A 22,265-nucleotide genomic window follows, 5' to 3' on the forward strand; every position below is an offset into this window, starting at 1 on the left:
GAGTTGTGATTATGGCAACAATTACATTTGAAAACATATGTAAAAAATTCGGTTCAAATGAAGTGTTAAAAGATCTTTCTCTAGTTGTAAAAGATGGAGAGTGCTTTACGCTTCTTGGCCCATCCGGCTGTGGAAAAACTGTCTTATTACGCCTGCTTGCAGGATTTGATGTGCCAGATAGTGGCCGTATTTTAATTGACGATGTGGTTGTTGCCGATCCCGCTACAAACACGGATGTTCCACCAGATCAACGTGGTCTAGGTGTCGTCTTCCAAGATTATGCTGTTTGGCCACATATGACTGTCTTTGACAATATCGCCTATCCTCTTAAATTAAAAAATATTGAAAAACAAGCTCTCCATAAACAAGTGATGGAAGTTGTCGAATTAGTCAATTTAACTGGCTTAGAAGAACGTTTACCTTCTCAATTATCAGGAGGACAACAACAGCGTGTTGCTCTCGCAAGGGCATTAGTTGCTAAACCATCTTTAATGCTCTTAGACGAACCTCTCAATAACCTAGATGCTAATCTTCGAGAAGAAATGCGTTTCGAAATTAAAGAGTTACAGAAAAAACTCGGCATTACTATTCTGTACGTAACACATGACCAAGAAATTGCCCTAGCAATATCAGACCGTTTGGCCATTATGAATGAGCATGGCGATATCCAACAAATTGGCACACCATGGGACATTTACGAACGTTCAGAAAATGAGATGGTGTTTAAATTTATGGGGCTCGCAAATTTCATTCCTGTGAGATACCAAAATAATCATCATTATATTGGAGAAGGTAATCAAATTTTAAACTGGAAAAACTTGCCACCTAACTCAGGGAAATTAGGATGTCGACCTTCCGATATCATACTAAGCAAAAACAATGAAGGTTTACTAGGAAAAATATCAAGAGCCAGTTTTCTTGGCGCGGTAATGGATTATATGGTAGAGATTGATGGTGTAACACTACGAACAGAAATCCCAACTAATAAAGCATTACGTAATAATTTAATGTTCAATGAAGGTGAAAATTGCTTTATCAGTTTTCATGATTTGCTTTGGTTTGATTCTGCTAAAGAAATCTAGAGGGGTTTATTATGGCTACAACTATTCAAAATAATCATCCATTCAATATTGCTAACGTTATTCTAGCCTTATCTATCGGTATCTTAGTTATCGTTGTTGCGGTTCCTGTTTTACTTATTTTCCTCAATTCTTTTTGGGTTGATGGACAATTTAATATCACCGATGTGGTGAATATTCTTAAGCAAGAAGAAACCTATGAAGCATTACTCAATTCACTTTTCATCGCATCTGGCGTAACAGTGATGAGTACGATCATTGGTACATTTTTTGCTTGGTTAGTAACTCGAACAGATCTACCTTATAAAGGTTTTATGAAAGTGATGTTCCTTGTACCTTTTATGCTTCCTTCTTTCATTGGAGCCTTAGCTTGGAAAATGTTACTTTCACCACGTTCTGGTTATATTAACCAATTCTTCATGGATTTAGGATTTGATGGACCTATTTTTAATATCTATAGCTACGCTGGTATTATGGCTGTAGAAACAATGTATCTTTTCCCATTCGTCTTTATCCAAGTCTGTGGTGCATTAGAGCGCATGGACCCGACATTAGAAGAATCAGCGAGAATCTCAGGCGCAAGCCTCTTTACCATTACACGTAAAATTACCATTCCACTCGTCATGCCTAGTATTCTTTCTGGTGCATTACTCATTATGCTCTATTCTATGGCTCACTTTGGTACTGTTGCCGTACTGGGCGTAGAAAATGGTATTTTTAACATTCCAACCCTCATTTATGAACGTATTCACCAAAGTGCGGGTAGCTTTGAAGCAATTCGTACCGGTACTGTACTTGCAACTGTTTTAGTATTCACTGCGGCACTTATTATTTGGTTACAAAACAAAATCTTAAATAAAGGCCGATTCCAAATTATTGCCGGTAAAAGCTTTAGACCTATTGAAGTAAAACTTCGTGGTTTGAGAAAACCGTTGCTTGTTATTTGCTTACTCTACATCGCCTTTACAATCGTATTGCCTACGGTCACGATTTTCCTTGTTGGTGGATTAAAAACCTATGGATTACCAATTACATGGGAAAACCTCACATTAGATAACTATAAATTCATCTTATTTGAATGGCAGTTAACAAAAGATGCAATTCGCAATAGTGTGACTCTCGGTCTCGCGGCAGCACTTATTACCATGTTTGCAGGGGTAATGATTTCTTATGTTATCGTTAAAATGCGTGTTCGCGGAAAAGGTATTCTTGAGTTCTTAGGGATGTTACCATTCTCCGTACCTGGCTCTGTAATTGCTCTTGGGGTGATCCTTGCCTGGAGTGGTAAATTTGGCATCAATCTCTACAATACAGTTTGGATTATTTTAATTGCTTACATTGCGCGTTATATGGCTTTCTCACTCAAAGCTAACTCTGCAGCACTTGAGCAAGTACATGATTCATTAGTTGAAGCTTCTCGAGCATGTGGAGCAAGTATGTGGCAATCCTTAAAAGATATTGTTATCCCACTCGTAAGACCAGGGATGATTGCTGCTTTCTTCCTGATTTTCCTTCCAGCCCTACGTGAATTGACTGTTTCTGTTATGTTATATGGTCCTTCTACACGAACCATCGGTGTCGCAATTTATACTCTAAATGAAGACGGTGAAACGGTTTATTCTGCAGCATTAGCGGGTATTGCCCTAATAATCATTGTGTTAGGCCAAACTGTTATTAAACGTTATGCTGAAAAGAAAACTCAAAAATAGAAGGTTAGGAGTAAAAGATGAGCTATATTCAATTAAATCATGTCATGAAAAAATTTGGTGATGTTATTGCCATTGAAGATCTTAACCTTTCTATCGAAAAAGGCGAATGTTTCTCTATGCTAGGGCCATCAGGTTGTGGAAAAACAACTACCCTACGAATGATTGCAGGCTTTGAAGACTTAGATGGTGGGGAAATTAAAGTCGGTGATAAATTACTGTCATCGAAGAAAAACAATTTCTATCTCCCGCCAGAGAAACGCAATTTTGGCATGGTCTTTCAGGCCTTTGCGGTATGGCCACATATGACGGTATATGATAACGTTGCCTTTCCGTTAAAACTCAAAAATATTTCAGCCCAAGAAATTGAAAAACGAACAACCGATGCGCTAAGACACACTAATTTACTTAGTGTTGCCAAGAAAAGCCCTGATGATTTATCTGGTGGTGGAAAACAACGTGTGGCACTTGCTAGAGCATTAGCAATTAACCCAGACGTCATGTTACTAGACGAACCATTATCAAGCTTAGACCCACATCTTCGTGAAGAAATGCGGTTTGAAATTAAGGCATTACAGAAAAAATTTGGGTTCTCAATTATTTATGTGACTCATGACCAATCTGAAGCGATGGCACTTTCAGATCGTATTATGGTTATGAAGAAAGGGGCGGTACAACAAATTGATACCCCATTAAATATTTATAACAACCCAGCTAACAAGTTTGTCTTCAATTTTATCGGGTTATCAAATCAATTAAATGTAAACCTGTCATCACAAGGTATTCATATTGATAAAGTTGATGGTATTTTCAATCTTCCAGAAATGCCAAATAATGACTTACTTTCACAAGGGAAAGCCATATTAGCAAGCCGTCCATCCGACATTGAATTTGTTCAACAAGGTGGAATCCCAGGTGTTGTAAAACGTCGTTCCTATCTTGGTGAAGTGACGGATTATAATATCCAAGTTGGAGATCAAGATATTCGTGTTCAAATTGGACGACGAGATTCTGGCCCGAAAGAAGGGGAAACATGTCAGATAGCCTTTGAACATCTGCATTGGTACCCTGCTGAATAACATATCTTAAGTGCGGTTAAATTTAACCGCACTTTTATTTTTTATGATAATTAAACAAGCTTTTCTCATTATCAACTAATCTTTGATCCCGCTCACAATTTCAAAAAAATAAACTTTCTTTATTTTTCAACTCTTTCTACAATACCTTTGTTTTTATTATTAAAAACACACAATTCAATTTAACTTCAGATATCACAAGGGTCTAATTATGAAAATTTTAACTTGGCCTGTGGTTGCAGGTGCTGCACTTGGTATCGTTGCGCCACTTCTCACTTACAATGGCAATCCTGGTAATATGGGATTTTGTGCGGCTTGTTTCTTACGCGATACAGCCGGATCGCTTGGATTACATCACGCTGCCCCATTGCAATACCTTCGCCCAGAACTCATTGGATTAGTTTTAGGAGCACTCGCCAGTGCATTATTATCTAAGGAATTTAAACCTCGTGGTGGATCTGCCCCACTTGCTCGTATTAGCTTAGGCTTTTTTGCGATGCTTGGTGCACTCATTTTCTTAGGTTGTCCATGGCGTGCTTATTTACGATTAGGTGGCGGTGATCTCACTGCAATTGCAGGTATCGTAGGATTGTTTGCCGGTGTATTAGGCGGCATTTTCTTCGCTAATCGAGGATTCTCATTAGGTAAATCTAAGGAACAAAGCCAATCTTCAGGTTTAATTGGTCCAATCTTTGCCGTAATTTTGCTTGTTTTAGCCTTAACCCAATTTAAATTTGGTGAAAATCTAGCGATTTACACCTCTGAAAAAGGCCCGGGTGCACAACATGCGGCTATTTGGATGTCGCTTACGGGCGGATTACTTCTCGGTGTACTGATGCAAAAATCGCGTTTTTGCACAATTGGGGCATTCCGAAACTTTGTCCTCTTCCGTGATGCGCATTTATTAAATGGCGTGATTGCATTGATTGTCTTTGCGGCAATAACCAATGCCTTATTAGGTCAATTCCATTTAGGCTTTGAAAAACAACCTATCGCACATAATGACTATCTCTACAATTTCCTTTCTATGGCGCTTTGCGGACTTTGCTTTGCATTAGGCGGTGGTTGCCCAGGCAAACAATTAGTCAATATTGGTGAAGGAAATAATGACTCAGCATTATTTGTGCTCGGTATGTTACTGGGCGCAGCAGCGGCACATAACTTTGGTTTCGCGGCTGCCCCTACTGGCGTTCCAACCTTTACACCTTATGTTTTAATTGCCGGTTTTGCAGTTTGTTTATATATCGCATTCACTAATAAATCGGAAGCTTAATATTTATTCAGAATAAACAAAAAGGAAGTCAATCATGACTTCCTTTTTGTTTCAAAAGTGCGGTCATTTTTAACCGCACTTTTCACAGCATTAGAGAATATTTTTCTCGCCACGGGAAAGACTAATTAAGCCTGAACGAACAATCTCAAGTAATGTACTTTCTTCCTTCACCGCCTCAACAAAAGCATCTAATTTGTCTTTTGTACCCGTTAATTGAATCGTGTAGGATTTTGTTGTTACATCCACAATCTGACCACGGAAGATGTCTGCTAAACGTTTTAGCTCATCGCGTGATGAACCCGTTGCTCGCACTTTCACTAACAACACTTCACGCTCAACGTGCTCATGTTCACTCAAGTTAATAACTTTAAACACATCCACTAATTTGTGAAGTTGTTTTTCGATTTGTTCGAGCACTTGCTCATCACCCACAGCTTCAATCGTCATACGAGAAAGGGTTGGATCATCGGTTGGTGCCACAGTTAAGCTTTCAATGTTAAATGCACGTTGGGAAAATAAGCCGACCACACGAGATAATGCACCGGATTCATTTTCTAATAAAACAGATAAAATTCTACGCATTATTCTTTCTCCTCTTGTGGTTTGCTTAAAATCATCTCATTCATCGCCCCGCCGCGAACTTGCATTGGGTAAACGTGTTCGGTTTCATCAACGTTAATATCAACAAAGACCAATTTATTTTTAATGCTGAAGGCTTCTTGTAATTTGCTTTCTAATTCATCTGGTGTTGAAATTTGAATTCCCACATGCCCATAAGATTCTGCTAACTTCACGAAATCTGGTAAAGAATTCATATAAGTTTGAGAATGGCGGCCTGAGTAAATCAAATCTTGCCATTGTTTCACCATTCCTAAGAAGTGGTTGTTCAAACAAATCACCACTACTGGAATACCATATTGCGTTGCTGTTGAAAGCTCTTGGATATTCATTTGAATACTGCCATCACCCGTTACACAAACCACGGTTGCTTCAGGATGCGCAAGTTTTACCCCTAATGCAGCCGGTAAACCGAAGCCCATCGTACCTGCACCACCTGAGTTGATCCAACGACGCGGTAAATCAAATGGATAATGTAATGCGGCAAACATTTGATGTTGGCCTACATCCGATGCCACATAAGCTTGGCCTTTTGTAATACGATATACCGCTTCCATCACTTGTTGCGGTTTAATTACGCCTGAAGTGCGGTCGAAATCCAAGCATTTTTTCGCTTTCCATTCATCAATTTGTTTCCACCAATCTTCTAATTGGTTTTGAGGACGTGAACCAATTTCTTCACCTAATAAGCTTAAGAACTCATCCAATACATTTTTCGCGTTACCTACAATTGGAATCGCAACAGGGACGTTTTTAGAAATAGAGGTTGGATCAATATCAATCTGAATCACTTTTGCATTCGGGCAATATTTATCTAAGTTGTTAGTGGTTCGGTCATCAAAACGAACGCCAACACCAAGGATTAAATCACTTTCATGCATGGCTGTATTGGCTTCATAAGTTCCGTGCATCCCAAGCATACCTAAGAATTGTTTATCGGTACTTGGATATACACCTAAACCCATTAACGATGAAGTTACCGGTAAATTTAAACGTTGTGCAAATTGTGTTAATTCTTCATGACAGCCTGCAGCAACTGCACCACCACCGACAAATAAAACTGGTTTTTTAGCCACTAATAATGCTTTTAATGCTTTCTTAATTTGACCTTTGTGACCATTTACCGTTGGATTATAAGAACGAAGCTCAACAGATTTTGGATATTCGTAAGGATATTTTAAAGTTGGATTTACGGTATCTTTTGGAATGTCTACGACAACGGGACCTGGACGGCCTGTTGAAGCAATATAAAAGGCTTTTTTCAAGATACCTGGAATGTCTTCTGCTTTCTTAACAATAAAGCTATGTTTAACCACTGGGCGAGAAATCCCCACCATATCACATTCTTGGAACGCATCACGGCCGATTAAGCTACTCATTACCTGACCAGAAATGATCACCATTGGTACTGAATCAGTATAAGCGGTTAAAATACCCGTAATCGCATTGGTTGCACCTGGTCCTGATGTCACTAACACACAACCTACTTTACCGGTCGCTCGTGCATAACCATCAGCCATATGCACCGCAGCTTGCTCATGACGAACTAAAATATGTTCAATCCCACCAAGAGTATGGATTGCATCATAAATATCCAATACGGCACCGCCTGGATAACCAAATAAATACTCAACGCCTTCGTCACGCAAAGACTGAACCACCATTTCCGCACCGGATAATTTCTTCATATTTTACTCCTAAAACTGACCGCACTTTTATTACTACGATTCGTTGTCAAAACAATGGAACCATCATACCGAAAGAAAACAACTTGTCTAGCATTGCAAAAGTCTAAAAAAACAAATTTAAAAGAATTAAAATCCAGAAAAATATAAAAATAAAGTTTTAAATAAAGATTAAATTCAAAAAACAAAGAGAATTGCATTTTTATATAGAGTTTTATAAAAATAAAAAAATTTTATTCTTTTGTTCAGAAATTTGAACTAGATCACATTTTAAATGTTGTTTTCTCTTATGAGTGAAAGGAAAAGAATCGATGACAAGAAAAAACCGCACTTGGAAGATCCAAAGTGCGGTTAGATTTTAAAACGTTTTAATTAGCCGTTATAGCGTTTGAACACTAAAGTTGCGTTTGTACCACCAAAACCAAAGCTATTTGACATCACAGTTTGTAAGCCTGCATTTTCTTTTGTTTCAGTCACGATATTGCAGCCTTTTGCCGCTTCGTCTAATGTTTCGATATTAATGCTTGGTGCAATGAAGTCATTATGTAACATTAATAAGGTATAGATTGCTTCGTGTGCACCTGCTGCACCTAAAGAGTGACCGGTCATTGATTTGGTTGAAGAAATCGCGGGGATTTTGTCACCAAATACATTTTTGATTGCACCTAATTCTTTCACGTCACCAACTGGTGTTGATGTACCGTGTACGTTGATGTAATCAATTGGGGTATCTACCGTTGCCATTGCTTGTTTCATGCAACGCTCTGCACCTTCACCACTTGGCGCTACCATGTCGTAACCATCAGAGGTTGCACCGTAGCCCACGATTTCTGCGTAGATTTTTGCGCCACGTGCTAATGCGTGTTCTAATTCTTCAACCACTACAACTGCACCACCACCTGCGATAACGAAACCATCACGGTCAGCATCGTAAGCACGAGACGCTTTTTCTGGGGTATCATTGTATTTAGTTGAAACCGCACCCATTGCATCGAATTCAGTTGCGCATTCCCAAGATAATTCTTCCGCACCACCAGCGAAAACCACATCTTGTTTACCTAATTGAATTAATTCAACTGCGTGACCGATACAGTGTGCAGACGTTGCACAAGCAGAGCTGATTGAGTAGTTCACACCACGGATTTTGTAAGGGGTGGCTAAACAAGCTGACACACTTGAAGCCATGGTTTTAGTTACTGCATAAGGACCAATTGCTTTCACACCGCGTGGACCACGCACTGCATCACAAGCCACTAATTGGTTATGTGCTGAACCAGTACCTGCACCGATTACAAGACCTGTACGGTCATTTGAAACTTGATCTTCTGTTAAACCTGAATCTTCAATCGCTTCACGCATAGAAAGGTATGCATAAGCTGCCGCATCACCCATAAAACGATACACTTTACGATCGATATGCTCGCTTGGATCAAGTTTGATTGTGCCGGCAACATGGCTACGCATTTTCATTTCAATAAACTCAGGCACGACTTCAATACCAGATTTACCTGCTTTTAATGAAGCCAAAACTTCTTCTTTGTTGTTACCGATACTTGAAATAATACCAAAACCAGTAATTACAGCTCTTTTCATTCTTTATTCCTTATGAGTTAGGGGAAATTTAATTCAACTTACAGTTGTTAGCTGAACGCAATTTACTATGAAATGAAAATATTGCAAGCAATAATTCATTTGTTCGACCAGTTAAGTTTTAACCGACTCAAAATTTCCGTGCTATTATAAAAGAATTTGATAAGGCAAAAAAGGGCTAACACATGTTCACCATTCAGCACGCAAAAATTCATTTTAACCAAGAGAATACGCCTGTTTCGGATAAATTTGATGATGTGTATTTTTCTAATCAAGATGGTTTAGCGGAAACGCATTATGTGTTTTTAGAAGGTAATCAGTTGTGGGAACGTTGGGTTAATTATCAAGAAGCCCACTTTGTTATTGCTGAAACGGGGTTTGGCACAGGATTAAATTTCTTTGCGGTGACTACGCTATTCCGTGAATTTCGTCAAAAATACCCTGATTTGCCTTTAAAACGCCTTTATTTTATCTCTTTTGAAAAATACCCTTTGCTACTTGATGCATTACAACAAGCCCATTTAGCTTATCCGCAATTTTCTCATCTTGCTCAGCATTTACAACAGCATTGGCTTAATTCTATTCAAGGTTGCTATCGTTTTCATTTTGATGAAACCACGTTAGATCTTTGGTTTGGCGATGTGGCTGAAAATCTGCCACAACTGGGCGATTATATGAATAGCAAAATTGATGCCTGGTTTTTAGATGGTTTTGCACCAAGTAAAAACCCCGACATGTGGAATGATCAGCTTTATCAGCAAATGTTTCGTTTTACCAAGCTACAAGGCACCTTTGCGACCTTTACTGCGGCAAGTGCAGTGAGAAAAGGCTTAGAAAATGCGGGCTTTAATATTAAGAAACGCAAAGGCTTTGGTAAAAAACGGGAATGTCTTTCTGGTCAAAAAACGCACGAAAAACTGACCTCACTTTTTACGCCCTGGTTTCATAGTCAGCCAGCCAATCTAAACAAACAAGATATTGCCATTATTGGTGGTGGGATAGCCTCGCTTTGTACAGCCATTTTATTGGTTAAACGTGGGGCTAAAATCACGATTTATTGCGAAGATGAGCAAACCGCTCTCAATGCATCTGGCAATAAACAGGGTGCCTTTTATCCGCAACTGAGCGATGATAACGATCGCAATATTCGTTTTTATATTCATGCCTTTGCCTATGGCCATCAATTTCTACAATGGGCAATTCAACAACAAATCGAATTTGAACATGAGTTCTGTGGTGTCGCACTTTGTGCTTACAATGAGAAAGCTGAAAGTAAATTAAATAAAATCGCTGAGCTGAATTTGCCTTCTGATTTATATCAGCCATTAAGCCAATCTGAATTAAGTGAAAAAGTGGGCTTACCGTTACCTTTTGGTGGTGCTTTTATCCCTCAAGGCGCTTGGCTTGCACCTCGTCAGTTAGTTCAACACACTTTTGCCTTTTTAGAAAAACAGGGGGTCCATATTAAAACCTCACAAAAAGCAACCGCACTTTCGCAAACAGAAAATGGTTGGCAAATCACCACTGCTGAAAATGAAACTTTCTGCCATGAAGTGGTTGTTTTAGCAAACGGACATAAACTCACTGAGTTTGAACAAACACAAAAACTGCCACTCTATCCTGTTCGAGGACAAGTGAGCCAAATTCCAACATCCGCAAACTTGCTTAAACTCAAAACTGTGTTGTGCTATGACGGCTACCTGACGCCAGTCGATCAAGCGAAAACCAGTCATTGTATTGGTGCCAGTCATGTTCGTGATAATGCGACTCGTGAATTTAGCCTAACTGAACAACAAGAGAATCAACAAAAAATTCAGCAAAATATACCTGAAGAGTGGACAAAAGAAGTGGATACATCGGGTAATCTTGCTCGAATCGGTGTGCGTTGTTCGGTGCGTGATCTTACGCCAATGATGGGCGCTGTTCCTCATTTTTCTGCTCAGCAAACACAATATCAGAATTTGTTTAATTTACGCCGCCGTAAACAGCCAATAGAACAAGCTGAAAACTACCCTAATCTCTACTTAATCGGCGCATTAGGCTCTAGAGGATTAACTTCTGCGCCATTTTTGGGTGAAACACTGGCTTCCTTAATTTATGGTGAACCCTTACCGATGAGTGAAGATCTGATTCATAACTTAATGCCAAACCGCAGTTGGGTCAGACGCTGGTTGAAAGGGGCTAAAGTGAAATAAAAAAGTGCGGTTAAAATCAACCGCACTTTTTCTTAATACAAGCTTAAACGTTGTAATCGCTGTCTGGCGATTTCTTTGATTTCATCCTTTTTCGCCGTATTCATAATTTCCAAATAAAGCAATTTGGCCAAACCAATATTGACTTGTGTCCCAATCCCTTCTTCATACAAACGAGCCAAACGGAATCGCCCCTCATTGCTGCCCGCATTCGCCGCTTTTTGGAACCATTCAAAGGCTTTGGTAAATTCTTTCTGATTGGTATAAATTTCCCCTAATGTAAGCATGGCATCAGGATCTTTTGTCGCACTTGTTTCAAATAATTTAATCGCTTGAGCGGTATCTTGTTTTACATAGTTGTTGCCGTTGAAATACATGACCGCCAAATTATTGATAGCTTTAATACTGCCTTGCTCAGCAGCTTCGCTAAACCACCAATAAGCCAACTCTTTATTTTCATCCACTCCGCGGCCTAAATTATAAAGCATCCCTAAATTGCTTTGAGCTTGTAAATTACCTTCCAAAGCTAAAGGATACATAATTTCAAAAACGGCTTTCCAATCTTGTTTCTCAGCCAGTTTTTGTGCCAGATCCATTTTTTGCTGCTCCGTCATTTGCGCTTTATCGACCAAATCAATGGTTTTCATCGCAAATGCTGAACTGCTTAAGGTGAGCATGGTGAGGAGTAAAAGTTTGGCTAATGTCTTCATCTTATAATGTCGCTATCAATAAAATAATCAAAAAAATGGCGGATGTTCCGAATTCTATTAGACCGACTTGCTTAACCGAAAGTTTCTTGGTTGGTAAATAAATGGCACGAATTAACGCCGGCACAAAAGCAAGTGATAAGACATATTGTTGGGTAAACAAGCAACCGAGTACACAAAGCACGTGGAAAATAATAGAGGCTTTGAGATAAAGCGGATTTTTACGTTCACGCATCATTGATTTGACATAAAGCGTCGTGCCTATAAAAAAGAGACTTGGATACAGCGCCACCCACCAGATTTTTTCGTCAAAAGTGCGGTCAGAAAAATAATAGGATCCCATACCTGCAAGGGCAAAAATCGCAATACCCGCTAAATCATTGAGAAGATTACGTTCATCTTTTTTCTTGGTGTAATAGATACTCACCAATACAAAAGGAAACATGGCTGCAATAAAGAAAAGAATTTGCCAGTTATAAAAAATGGCAGGAAGCGCAAATAAAAAAGCTGCGACACCATAGATGATTGTCCACTTTTTATATTCCGCCATATTTTTGCCTTTAAAGAGACTCAGCATTGGATAACTCAGCAAATACATGGTGAACCAAGCTAACAGCAAAAAGAAATGCGCCCAAACAGGTGAAGCTAATAACATACCGTAAACAAAAGGCAATAATGCCATCACAATGGCGCCATATTGATTCGAAATCAGGAGTTTCATAGTTTCCTTTAGTTGATAAAAATTCTCAATTATTTTATCTCACAATTTCTTGATTTACAAAGTCTAAAACCACCTTTAGAATGGAATTATCTTCATCAAAAAGGAGCCATTATGTCGATTCAACGCATTCAACCAAGCAAACGCTTTTCTGAAGTGGTCATTCATAACAATACTGCCTATTTTGCAGGCCAAGTACCGGAAAAAACCGTTAAGCAAAATGCTTACGAACAAACCAAAGAAGTCCTTTCACTGATCGATAAATTATTGGCAGAAATTGGTTCTGAAAAAAGTAAAATCCTTACCTCGCAAATCTTCCTTGCTGATATGGCGGATTATGCTCAACTCAACCAAGCATGGGATGAATGGGTAGATAGCCAAAACCCACCAAGCCGAGCAACGGTAGAAGCGAAACTTGCAGATCCTGATTGGAAAGTTGAGATCGTAATTATTGCAGCTGTGTAAACAATGCTTTTTCAAAATGTGATCAACCGCAAAGAAAGTTTTTCACTTTTCCTTTAAACTAAACATTGAATTCAAAAGAAGGAGTAATGTATGCAATCATGGACACCAGAAATGTGGCAAGCCGCTGTGATTGGGCTTGTGGTTGGCGTAATCTTAGGCTATTTATTATTACGTTTAACGAAAGGCTCAGTTAAAAAACAAGTTCAGACAGAAGCTGAGCTAAAAGAAGTGAAAACACAGTTAAGCGATCAACAAGCACAACTTGAAAAACATTTCGCGGAAAGTGCCGAGTTATTTAAAACCTTAATTGGGGATTATCAAAAACTGTATCGTCATTACGCGGTTTCCTCTGAAGTTTTACTCGGTAACAAACCTGCCAATAAAGGTTTATTTACTCAACAGCTAGTGACTGCCTCATCAGAAAGTAAATCTGAAGAGCCTCCACGTGATTATTCCGAAGGTTCATCTGGCTTATTAAAAACAGATAAAGAAAACCAATAATAATTAACGGTTGAATAATAAAAAAATCAGGGATTAAATACTTAATCCCTGATTTTTTATTAGTGATTACTCAATACTTGAGCCGGTTGTAACTTCGCGGCTCGACTAGCTGGATAAAGACTGGCAAGTAAACTCAATACCAATGCCGCCACGAGAACCAATACAACATCGAACCAATGTAATTCACTTGGTAAGAAATCAACGAAATAGATACCATCTGATAACAATTTTTTACCGAGTAATCTCTCGATGCCTTGAATAATCGGCGTGAGATTCAGTGCGAGTACAACACCTAATACGATACCAATTAGACACCCTTTCATCCCTGCAAGTAAACCATACCAAATAAAGATTTGTTTAATAAAACCATTATTTGCGCCAAGGGTTCGCATAATTGCAATATCACCTTGCTTATCTTTTACCGCCATAATTAAGGTTGAAACGATATTAAAACATGCTACCCCAATTACAAGCACCATCGCGATATACATCACGGTACGGATAAGCTGAATATCTCGATACATATAGCCAAATTTTGCCACCCAGTTTTGAATATAAAGCAGTTGCGGATAATCATTCAGCATCGAATAATCCATTTCTTGTACTTTGAATGGATCATCCACTTTCAATTCAACACCGGTGATTTGATCTTCGCGATACCCCATTAATTCTTGTGCTTGAGGTAATGCCAGTAAGGCATAACTGTGGTCTAGCTGACCATCTAAACGTAAAATAGCAGTCACTTGAACACGCTCACGATTAGGTTGAGCCATTTGATCTTCGCCATTTGGTTGAGAGATTAATAATGACACCCAATCGCCAGCTTTAACATCTAACGCTTTGGCAATACCAGAGCCCAACACCAATCCGCCTTCTTCTGCGAATTTTTGCCAGCCATCCCCTTCCACAAACTTACCAAGAGAACTCACTTGATCTTCAGCTTGTTTATCTACCCCTTTCACTTGCACAACTTTAAGTTTATTGCCATTTTCGACTAAGGCAGTAAAACTCACAAAAGGCGAAAGTGCGGTAATTTTTTTGTTTGTTTTTAGACGTTCCGCTAGGTTCCGCCAATGGTTCAATGTGGCTTCATTGGCATGTGGATTAACGGTGATTTCCGTATGTGGCACCACAGCCAAAATACGTGAATTCAATTCACGCTCAAAACCATTCATCGCACTTAATCCCACAATCAATACTGCCACGCCAAGGGCGATACCGATAGCAGAGAATTTTGAAATTAACGCCACCAACGGATTCTTTTGCTTACCCCGTTGATAACGCCAACTAATGAAAAAAGGCGTATTCATTATGCACCTTCCTTCAAAATACCATCTTGCATGGTTAAACAACGAGACAGTTTTTGCGCTAATGACATATCATGTGTCACCAATAAAAACGCAATGTTTTGTTCCGCATTCAAGGTTTGAATTAATTCAAAAATACTTTCTGTAGTTTTATGATCTAAGTTACCCGTTGGTTCATCGGCCAAGACGAGAGCGGGATTATTCACTAATGCACGAGCAATTGCCACACGTTGACGTTCACCGCCAGAAAGTGCAGATGGACGATGAGTAATGCGATGACTTAAGCCTACTGCGCCCAATATTTTTTCAGCACGATCTTTTGCTTCTGTTTTATTCTGGCGACCAATTAACATCGGCATCATCACATTTTCTAATGCGGTAAAATCTGCCATTAAATGGTGAAATTGATACACAAAACCTAGATTTTGGTTGCGTAATTTGGCCAATTCACTTTCAGACGCTTTTTGCAAAGATTGCCCTTTAATAAAGACTTCCCCACTACTTGGCTGATCTAAACCACCCAAAGTGTGTAATAAAGTACTTTTTCCTGAACCAGAACTCCCCACAATCGCCACTAATTCTTGTGGTTTCATGGCAAAGCTTACGCCTTTTAATACTTGGGTTTGGTTCTCGCCTTCTTGGTAAAATTTATTAATATTTTGGCATTCTAATAAGTAGTTATTCATATTTTACTCATAACGTAATGCTTCCGCCGGCTCTGTTTTTGCCGCGCGATAAGCTGGATAAATGGTTGATAATAAAGATAACAGTAAAGAAAAGGCAATCACAATAATGACTTGCACAAGCTCAATAGATGTCGGCAAGAAAACACCGTTCGGATTGACCGCACTTAAAATTGCCCCAAGGTTCAAGGTGATTAATACGCCCAGTACAGTACCAATCAAGGTGCCCACTAGTCCCACCAGTAAACCTTGATAAATAAAGATCGAACGTACTTGGGATTTAGTGACACCTTGCGTTTGCAAAATAGCAATTTCCCCTTGTTTATCCACCACCATTAAACTTAATGAGGTGACGATATTTGAAATCGCCACAACGATAATTAAGCTAATCAACAAGCCCATCATATTTTTTTCCATACGAACCGCTTGGAAAAACTCCCCTTTTTGGACACGCCAATCGCTGATATGACTCTCTTTGAAATAGGTTGGTAATTCTGTGATTTGGAAAGGATCATCTAGGAATAAACGATAGCCTTGCGCCTCACCTGGTTGAATACGCATTAGACGACCAATATCGGCTAAATTAGCAAAAACTTCATAACCTGATGCTTCACCATAATCATAGTAAATCTCACTCACCGTAAATAAACGCTGAACCGGCACGCGACCAAATGGGGTGTATTGGCTGTTTTCCGTAATCATTAAGCGAACTTTATCGCCCACTGCTAAACCTAATTTTTGAGCCAGATTATCACCAATGATCAACTTAAACTCACCTTGCGGTAAAAGTTGATTAAACTGGCTAGGATCGAAACCTTCCAGTAAAGGATCATCTGAAAAAGACTGAATACCAATTACTTGTCCGGCACTCACGCCTTTTGCTGTTTGAAACACAACATTTGTCGTATTAATTGGCACCGCTTTTTGCACAAAGTGCGGTGTATTTTCAAGCTTTTTTTCTGCCGAAATAGGCGCTTCTTGGCTAACAATTGCGTGCGGAATTGTCGAAAGCACCTGTTGTTTTTGATAGCCTTCTAATCCATTCATGACAGAAAGCACAATAATCAATGCCATCACACCCAGTACGATGCCAAAGCTTGCCAAATTAGCAACAAGTCGCCCAAAACGATCGGCGCTTTTTGCACGCCAATATCGCAGAGCGACATATAAAGAAATAGGTAAATTCATTATTTTTGATTTAATTGTTGAACGAAATCTTCGATATTTTGCGTCACTTTTTTCGTTAGCGTGGTTACCGCGCTATCACTCGCCCAAGCAATATGAGGTGTGATAATTAAATTCGGCATCGTTTTCGCTAATTCAATCAGTGGATTGTTTTTCTCTGGTGGTTCTTTCACTAACACATCTAATGCGGCGCCACCTAATTGTCCTGACTGTAATGCGTCACAAACTGCTTGCTCGTCAATCAATGGACCACGACCAGTATTGATTAAATACACTCCCTTCTTACAAAGTGACAAGGTTTCTTGATTGATTAAATTTTTGGTTGTTTCGGTCAATGCACAATGTAATGTGAGAATATCGGCTTGTTTTAGCACCTCTTCAAAAGGCGTGTAACCTTCACGGCACGTTGTGGCATTTCGATGTTCAGCATAAAGGACTTTCATGCCTAAAAGCTCACCTAAACGCCCTACTTCTGTACCTAAACAGCCTTTTCCAAACACACCTAACGTTGAACCTTTAACATCTGTAATGGGATAATCAAAGTAGCAGAACTGTTTACTCTCAGTCCATTTGCCGGTGATTTGATCGCGTTGCCAGCCAGCCAAGCTGTGTTTTAACGCAAAAATCATGCCTAATACATGTTCAGGTACTGTCGTTGCAGAATAACCTGTCACATTTTTAACTGCCACACCCAATTCTTTTGCTGCGTCTAAATCCACGTTATTGGTGCCCGTTGCAGTGATAGCAATCAATTTTAATTTAGGTAATTGTTGCAACACCTCACGGCTTAAAATCACTTTACTGGTGATAATAATATCTGCGTCTTTTGCTCGCTCAATGGTTTGCTCCGCAGAAGTATATTCATACTCTACCCAGTTATGCGGAAAGCTTGGACGAGGAATAGAAATATGTTTTGGAATTGCCGTGCTGTCTAAAAATACGATATTCATTGTTATCACCTTTTACAGAACAAAAGTGCGGTCAAAAACAACGCTGTTTTCAACCGCACTTCTCCATTAGATAGACGTATCTAATTCAGGGAAAGACTTCACTAAATCATCAATGGCTTTCATCTGTGAGACAAAACCTTCTAATGCTGAAAGTGGCAATGCAGAAGGGCCATCACATTTTGCTTGATTTGGATTTGGGTGCGCTTCTAAGAACAAGCCTGCAATGCCAATTGCTAAGCCAGAACGCGCTAATTCGGTCACTTGTTCACGACGTCCACCTGAAGCAGCACCAAACGGATCACGACATTGTAATGAATGAGTCACGTCAAAAATAATTGGGCTACCTTTAGACACTTTTTTCATTACGCCGAAGCCTAACATGTCCACCACTAAATTATCGTAACCGAAGTTTGAACCACGATCACAAAGGATAATTTTATCGTTACCACATTCTTCAAACTTATCTACAATGTTCCCCATTTGACCTGGGCTTAAGAATTGTGGTTTTTTCACGTTAATTACCGCACCGGTTTTTGCCATGGCTTCGACTAAATCAGTTTGACGAGCTAAGAATGCCGGTAACTGAATCACATCCACCACATCGGCAACAGGCTGACATTGATAAATTTCGTGCACATCGGTAATTACTTTCACGCCAAAGGTTTCTTTTATCTCTTGGAAAATTTTTAAACCTTCTTCCATGCCTGGACCACGGTAAGAATGAATTGAAGAACGGTTAGCTTTATCGAAAGATGCCTTAAAAACATAAGGAACGCCCAACTTTTCAGTCACTTTCACGTAAGCTTCACAAACTTGCATCGCCATATCGCGACTTTCAAGCACGTTCATCCCGCCGAAAAGCACAAAGGGTTTGTCATTTGCGACATCAATATTGCCAATTTTTACAATTTTATTTTGCATAATATTTCCTTTTTAATGGATGGCATTGGCATCTTTCAATGCTTCGCCTTTCAGTTCTAAAAGTTGAGTTTTTAACAGAGAAGAAGTGGGATCATTTGGACATTGATCCACAAAATATTCTAAATCCTCAATGGCTGAAGGATAAGCGCCCATTTGCGCCAACACTAAGCCACGATCGCGAATATCGTAAGGATCTTTTCTTCCCGCTAACAAGAATTGGATATAATTAAAAGCCAAATTGTTTTGTTCTTCACGAATTAAGGCATTCTTGGCGAGCTGACGGAAACGTGCGGTCAGCATCGGAATATCTGCTCGGGCTAAATCTTCAGGTTGAATTTGAGCCCCAAAACCAAAGGCGCCTTCATAGAGCTTTTTCAATTCATCCACTGAAATGTATTTTCCACTCCAAGGATCAATAAACGCCACTTCACCATCGACTTCTGCACGTAAAATCAGTTGGGTCGGGAAATTCACAGGATAAATCGGCAATTTTAAACTTGCGGCCAAATAAAGTATTAAGGCGCCAAGACTCACTGGCATTCCTTCACGTTCTTCTAAAATATACGGAAGGTATAAATTACGAGCATAGAAATAATTATCCGAATCGCAATGAAAGCCCCAATCACCATAAAATAACTGCAAGAGTTGATGAATTTTAGCTTTATCATCCCATTCTTCTGGAATAGCTTGGCGAGCTTTGCGCACCAAGCTTCCAACAAGCCCTCTTATACGAGGCTCATCAAGTTGCTCTTTCTCACAAATGCTCAGATAAAAATGAGTCAGTTCAGCATATAAGGCTTTTTGATCGTATTTCATTACCGCTTCCAATATCCCAATGTTACGCGCTCATTGTCGCCATAATCCCGTATGGTTGCAACCCCTTGCCAATGATTTTGCCAGAAAATTGACCGCACTTCTTCGCCCTGTTTCCAGCCGTGCTCTAACAATAAATAGCCGTTATCTTTTAAATGTCCTGGCGCATACTCAATAAGATGACGTAAATCAGCTAAACCGTTTTCGCCCGCCACCAACGCCGAACGAGGCTCAAAACGCACATCACCTTGGAAAAGATGTTCATCAGCTTCATTAATATAAGGCGGATTACTCACAATAATATCAAACTGCCCTTCAACATTTTCAAACCAACGACTCTGTAAAAATTGCACATTGAGCTGATTTTTTTCTGCATTGGATTGCGCTAATTTGACGACTTCAGACATTAAATCAACACCGATGACATCCAATTGAATATGCTTTTTTTGACAAATAGGAGAAAGCTCAGAAGCCAACGCCAACGCAATGGCGCCAGTGCCTGTACCAAGATCTAAAATACGAAAGTGCGGTGGATTTTCTTCCAGTTTTTCTAACGCAATTTGTAATGCTTTTTCTACGAGAATTTCGGTATCGGGGCGAGGAATTAATGTTCCTTCAGACACATTTAAAGGCAAGGACCAGAATTCCTTTTCGCCGAGGATATAAGCGATAGGTTCGCCTTTTAAACGACGATCTAAAAGTGCGGTCAATTTTAACCGCACTTTTTCATCAATTTCCGTTTCATCGAAAGCTAAAATTTGCGTTCTTGATTTTCCCGTTGCGTGTTGCAATAGCACTAACGCATCCACTTTGCCATTCTCTGTTGGATTTACCTGATTTAAGGCTTGCGCAGCATCGGCAAGCCATTGTTGATAGGTCATTAATTATTCTCAGATAACGCTGCTAATTGATCCGCTTGATATTCAGTGATAATCGGCTGAATAAGCTCGTCAATTTTGCCGTTCATCACTTCATCTAAGCGATAGAGCGTTAAGTTGATACGGTGATCGGTTACACGACCTTGTGGATAGTTATAAGTACGAATTTTATCTGAACGATCGCCTGAGCCTAATAAGTTACGGCGGGTATCCGCTTGCTCTGCCGCTTGACGCTCTTGCTCGGCTTGAACAATACGTGAAGCCAATACAGACATCGCTTTAGCTTTGTTTTTATGTTGTGAACGTTCATCCTGACATTCCACAACAATACCTGTTGGAATGTGAGTAATACGTACTGCAGAGTCTGTTGTATTAACGTGCTGACCACCTGCACCAGATGAACGATAGGTATCAATACGTAAATCTGCTGGATTGATTTCCGGCATTTCAGATTCTGGTAATTCAGGCATTACCGCAACAGTACAAGCAGAGGTATGAATACGACCTTGGCTTTCTGTTTTTGGTACACGTTGTACGCGGTGGCCGCCTGATTCAAATTTCAACTGACCATACACGCCATCACCGCTTACTTTAACGATCACTTCTTTATAACCGCCCTGCTCGCTTTCATTTGCACTGAGCATTTCAACACGCCAGCGTTTACTTTCTGCATAACGGCTGTACATACGGAATAAATCGCCGGCAAAGATACCCGCTTCATCACCACCAGTACCCGCACGAATTTCTAAATAGCAGTTATATTCATCATTTGGATCTTTCGGTAATAAAAGAATTTGAAGTTGTTGCTCCACTTCTTCAATTTCGGCTTTGGATTCTTCAATTTCCATTTCTGCCATTTCTTTCATTTCAGGATCATCTAACATCAATTCTGCCTCAGCAATGTTAGAATTAAGCTGATTCCAACGATTAAAACATTTCACCACATCTTCAAGTTGTGCATATTCTTTAGAATACGCACGGAATTTATCCTGATCTGAAATCACCGACGCATCACCTAGCAATGCCTCTAATTCTTCATAACGTTCTTTTAAACTTTCAAGTTTTGCAATAATAGAATCTTTCATATTTTTATAAAGTTAAAGCCAAAAATAAAATCGGCCTATTCTAGCCGATTTTAAGGAAAATTGACAGCGAAGGAGATTAAGAATCTCAGACGCTTTGTTGGTGACTTACTCACTATTTATGAGTCTCTCCTTTTTAATTGCCAATTTTCATTATTACAATTCCCCTCTATTTTAGCTTACCGTAATATTCACATCCTTTTTGTTCTCCATTATCACAAGCCTTACCAAGCCATTCTTTAGCTAAAGATTTATTTACTTGAACTCCTCGCCCATTATAGTACATCACGCCCAAATTAAATTGGGCCGGTGCAAATCCTTGCTCCGCGGCTTTGCGAAACCATTTCAACGCTTTAACATCATCTTGTTTTACGCCTTGTCCGCTAACATACATATTGCCCAAATTAAATTGGGCCTCTGCAATTCCTTGCTCCGCCGCTCGGCTATACCATTTTACCGCTTTAACATTATCTTGTTTTACGCCAACCCCCTCTTCATACATCCTTCCCAAAAGAGCTTGAGCATTCGCATCACCTTGCTCTGCCAAGGGGGGAACAATTTCCAATATCGCTTTGAAGTCTTTTTGTTGTTCTATTGCCCAAGCAGTAGATTGAAGAGAAAATACAGAAGCACCGAAAAGTGCGGTGGTAAAAAGTGTTTTTGTGAATCGCATAGAAATCGTCCATTTATTAATCAATGATTGAAACAACCAAACATTTTTTGTTTAGCATTATGTTTTGTTGTACTCTCTGTAAAGAGAGTACAACACCCAGTATACTGGGTGTGAAATGATTAAAAATTAGACTATTTAGTTAGGGGAGAATTAGGGGGTATTA

Annotated in this window: 20 protein-coding genes and 1 pseudogene; 7 read left to right on the forward strand and 14 right to left on the reverse strand. The window is 39.5% G+C overall.

Going from position 1 to position 22,265, the window contains the following annotated elements; all coding sequences use genetic code 11:
- Positions 1–11: 11 nt before the first annotated feature.
- The 4 genes from INP95_RS08295 to yedE all read left to right on the forward strand — a co-directional run bounded on the left by INP95_RS08295 (position 12) and on the right by yedE (position 5,134).
- Positions 12–1,082, forward strand: a complete 1,071-nt coding sequence (locus INP95_RS08295; protein WP_049365915.1) for an ABC transporter ATP-binding protein — start codon at positions 12–14, stop codon at positions 1,080–1,082.
- Positions 1,083–1,093: 11 nt separating this feature from the next.
- A complete protein-coding gene (locus INP95_RS08300) occupies positions 1,094–2,788 on the forward strand; it encodes an ABC transporter permease (RefSeq protein WP_014065220.1) in 1,695 nt (564 codons plus the stop codon).
- A gap of 17 nt (positions 2,789–2,805) precedes the next feature.
- Positions 2,806–3,864 (forward strand): ABC transporter ATP-binding protein, encoded by a 1,059-nt coding sequence (locus tag INP95_RS08305; protein WP_049365916.1) that lies wholly within the window; start codon positions 2,806–2,808, stop codon positions 3,862–3,864.
- A gap of 208 nt (positions 3,865–4,072) precedes the next feature.
- On the forward strand, positions 4,073–5,134 hold the full coding sequence (gene yedE, locus INP95_RS08310; protein WP_197560506.1) for a YedE family putative selenium transporter: 1,062 nt from the start codon (positions 4,073–4,075) through the stop codon (positions 5,132–5,134).
- Positions 5,135–5,224: 90 nt separating this feature from the next.
- Here the strand turns inward: yedE and ilvN are convergent, their stop codons facing one another.
- From ilvN to fabB, 3 genes are all read right to left on the reverse strand, one after another.
- Positions 5,225–5,716 carry an acetolactate synthase small subunit gene (gene ilvN, locus INP95_RS08315; protein WP_005695880.1) on the reverse strand — a complete coding sequence of 164 codons (492 nt, stop codon included), beginning with the start codon at positions 5,714–5,716 and terminating at the stop codon, positions 5,225–5,227.
- Positions 5,716–7,440 (reverse strand): acetolactate synthase 3 large subunit, encoded by a 1,725-nt coding sequence (locus tag INP95_RS08320; protein ID WP_049369001.1) that lies wholly within the window; start codon positions 7,438–7,440, stop codon positions 5,716–5,718. Before INP95_RS08320 ends, ilvN begins: the two co-directional genes overlap by 1 nt.
- A 369-nt stretch (positions 7,441–7,809) precedes the next feature.
- Positions 7,810–9,030: a beta-ketoacyl-ACP synthase I gene (gene fabB / locus INP95_RS08325; RefSeq protein ID WP_049362854.1), complete on the reverse strand. Its 1,221-nt coding sequence runs from the start codon at positions 9,028–9,030 to the stop codon at positions 7,810–7,812.
- A 182-nt stretch (positions 9,031–9,212) separates the two neighbouring features.
- Here fabB and mnmC point away from each other — a divergent pair, with 182 nt between their 5' ends.
- Positions 9,213–11,222 (forward strand): bifunctional tRNA (5-methylaminomethyl-2-thiouridine)(34)-methyltransferase MnmC2/FAD-dependent 5-carboxymethylaminomethyl-2-thiouridine(34) oxidoreductase MnmC1, encoded by a 2,010-nt coding sequence (gene mnmC / locus INP95_RS08330; protein WP_197560507.1) that lies wholly within the window; start codon positions 9,213–9,215, stop codon positions 11,220–11,222.
- 32 nt (positions 11,223–11,254) lie between these two features.
- Here the strand turns inward: mnmC and INP95_RS08335 are convergent, their stop codons facing one another.
- A complete protein-coding gene (locus tag INP95_RS08335; RefSeq protein WP_197560508.1) occupies positions 11,255–11,929 on the reverse strand; it encodes a tetratricopeptide repeat protein in 675 nt (224 codons plus the stop codon).
- A gap of 1 nt (position 11,930) precedes the next feature.
- A complete protein-coding gene (locus INP95_RS08340) occupies positions 11,931–12,647 on the reverse strand; it encodes a YwiC-like family protein (RefSeq protein ID WP_005695874.1) in 717 nt (238 codons plus the stop codon).
- Positions 12,648–12,758: 111 nt separating this feature from the next.
- Between INP95_RS08340 and INP95_RS08345 the strand changes: the two genes are divergently transcribed.
- A complete protein-coding gene (locus INP95_RS08345; RefSeq protein ID WP_049367496.1) occupies positions 12,759–13,109 on the forward strand; it encodes a RidA family protein in 351 nt (116 codons plus the stop codon).
- A gap of 90 nt (positions 13,110–13,199) precedes the next feature.
- Positions 13,200–13,610, forward strand: a complete 411-nt coding sequence (locus INP95_RS08350; RefSeq protein WP_197560509.1) for a Z-ring associated ZapG family protein — start codon at positions 13,200–13,202, stop codon at positions 13,608–13,610.
- 59 nt (positions 13,611–13,669) lie between these two features.
- Here the strand turns inward: INP95_RS08350 and lolE are convergent, their stop codons facing one another.
- The 9 genes and pseudogenes from lolE to INP95_RS08395 all read right to left on the reverse strand — a co-directional run bounded on the left by lolE (position 13,670) and on the right by INP95_RS08395 (position 22,102).
- Complete coding sequence (lolE, locus tag INP95_RS08355; protein ID WP_197560510.1) at positions 13,670–14,920, reverse strand: lipoprotein-releasing ABC transporter permease subunit LolE; 1,251 nt, start codon at positions 14,918–14,920, stop codon at positions 13,670–13,672.
- Positions 14,920–15,603, reverse strand: coding sequence for a lipoprotein-releasing ABC transporter ATP-binding protein LolD (lolD, locus tag INP95_RS08360; protein ID WP_014065207.1), 684 nt, complete (start codon positions 15,601–15,603; stop codon positions 14,920–14,922). Before lolD ends, lolE begins: the two co-directional genes overlap by 1 nt.
- A 3-nt stretch (positions 15,604–15,606) precedes the next feature.
- Positions 15,607–16,788 carry a lipoprotein-releasing ABC transporter permease subunit gene (locus INP95_RS08365; RefSeq protein ID WP_197560511.1) on the reverse strand — a complete coding sequence of 394 codons (1,182 nt, stop codon included), beginning with the start codon at positions 16,786–16,788 and terminating at the stop codon, positions 15,607–15,609.
- The gene (locus INP95_RS08370) at positions 16,788–17,735 is read right to left on the reverse strand and encodes a 2-hydroxyacid dehydrogenase (RefSeq protein ID WP_197560512.1); all 948 of its coding nucleotides are present in this window, start codon (positions 17,733–17,735) and stop codon (positions 16,788–16,790) included. The genes INP95_RS08365 and INP95_RS08370 overlap by 1 nt, the downstream gene beginning before the upstream one ends.
- A 66-nt stretch (positions 17,736–17,801) precedes the next feature.
- Positions 17,802–18,656 carry a 3-deoxy-8-phosphooctulonate synthase gene (gene kdsA, locus INP95_RS08375; RefSeq protein WP_065285372.1) on the reverse strand — a complete coding sequence of 285 codons (855 nt, stop codon included), beginning with the start codon at positions 18,654–18,656 and terminating at the stop codon, positions 17,802–17,804.
- A gap of 12 nt (positions 18,657–18,668) precedes the next feature.
- Entirely contained in the window at positions 18,669–19,472 is an 804-nt protein-coding gene (locus INP95_RS08380; protein ID WP_197560513.1) for a SirB1 family protein, read from the reverse strand.
- Positions 19,472–20,350, reverse strand: a complete 879-nt coding sequence (prmC, locus tag INP95_RS08385) for a peptide chain release factor N(5)-glutamine methyltransferase (RefSeq protein WP_197560514.1) — start codon at positions 20,348–20,350, stop codon at positions 19,472–19,474. The genes INP95_RS08380 and prmC overlap by 1 nt, the downstream gene beginning before the upstream one ends.
- Positions 20,350–21,432 (reverse strand): peptide chain release factor 1, encoded by a 1,083-nt coding sequence (gene prfA, locus INP95_RS08390; protein ID WP_197560515.1) that lies wholly within the window; start codon positions 21,430–21,432, stop codon positions 20,350–20,352. Before prfA ends, prmC begins: the two co-directional genes overlap by 1 nt.
- A 153-nt stretch (positions 21,433–21,585) precedes the next feature.
- Positions 21,586–22,102, reverse strand: a pseudogene (locus INP95_RS08395) (tetratricopeptide repeat protein).
- Between the last annotated feature and the right edge of the window lie 163 nt (positions 22,103–22,265).

The sequence above is a fragment of the Haemophilus parainfluenzae genome (assembly GCF_014931375.1).
Taxonomy (GTDB): Bacteria; Pseudomonadota; Gammaproteobacteria; order Enterobacterales; family Pasteurellaceae; genus Haemophilus_D.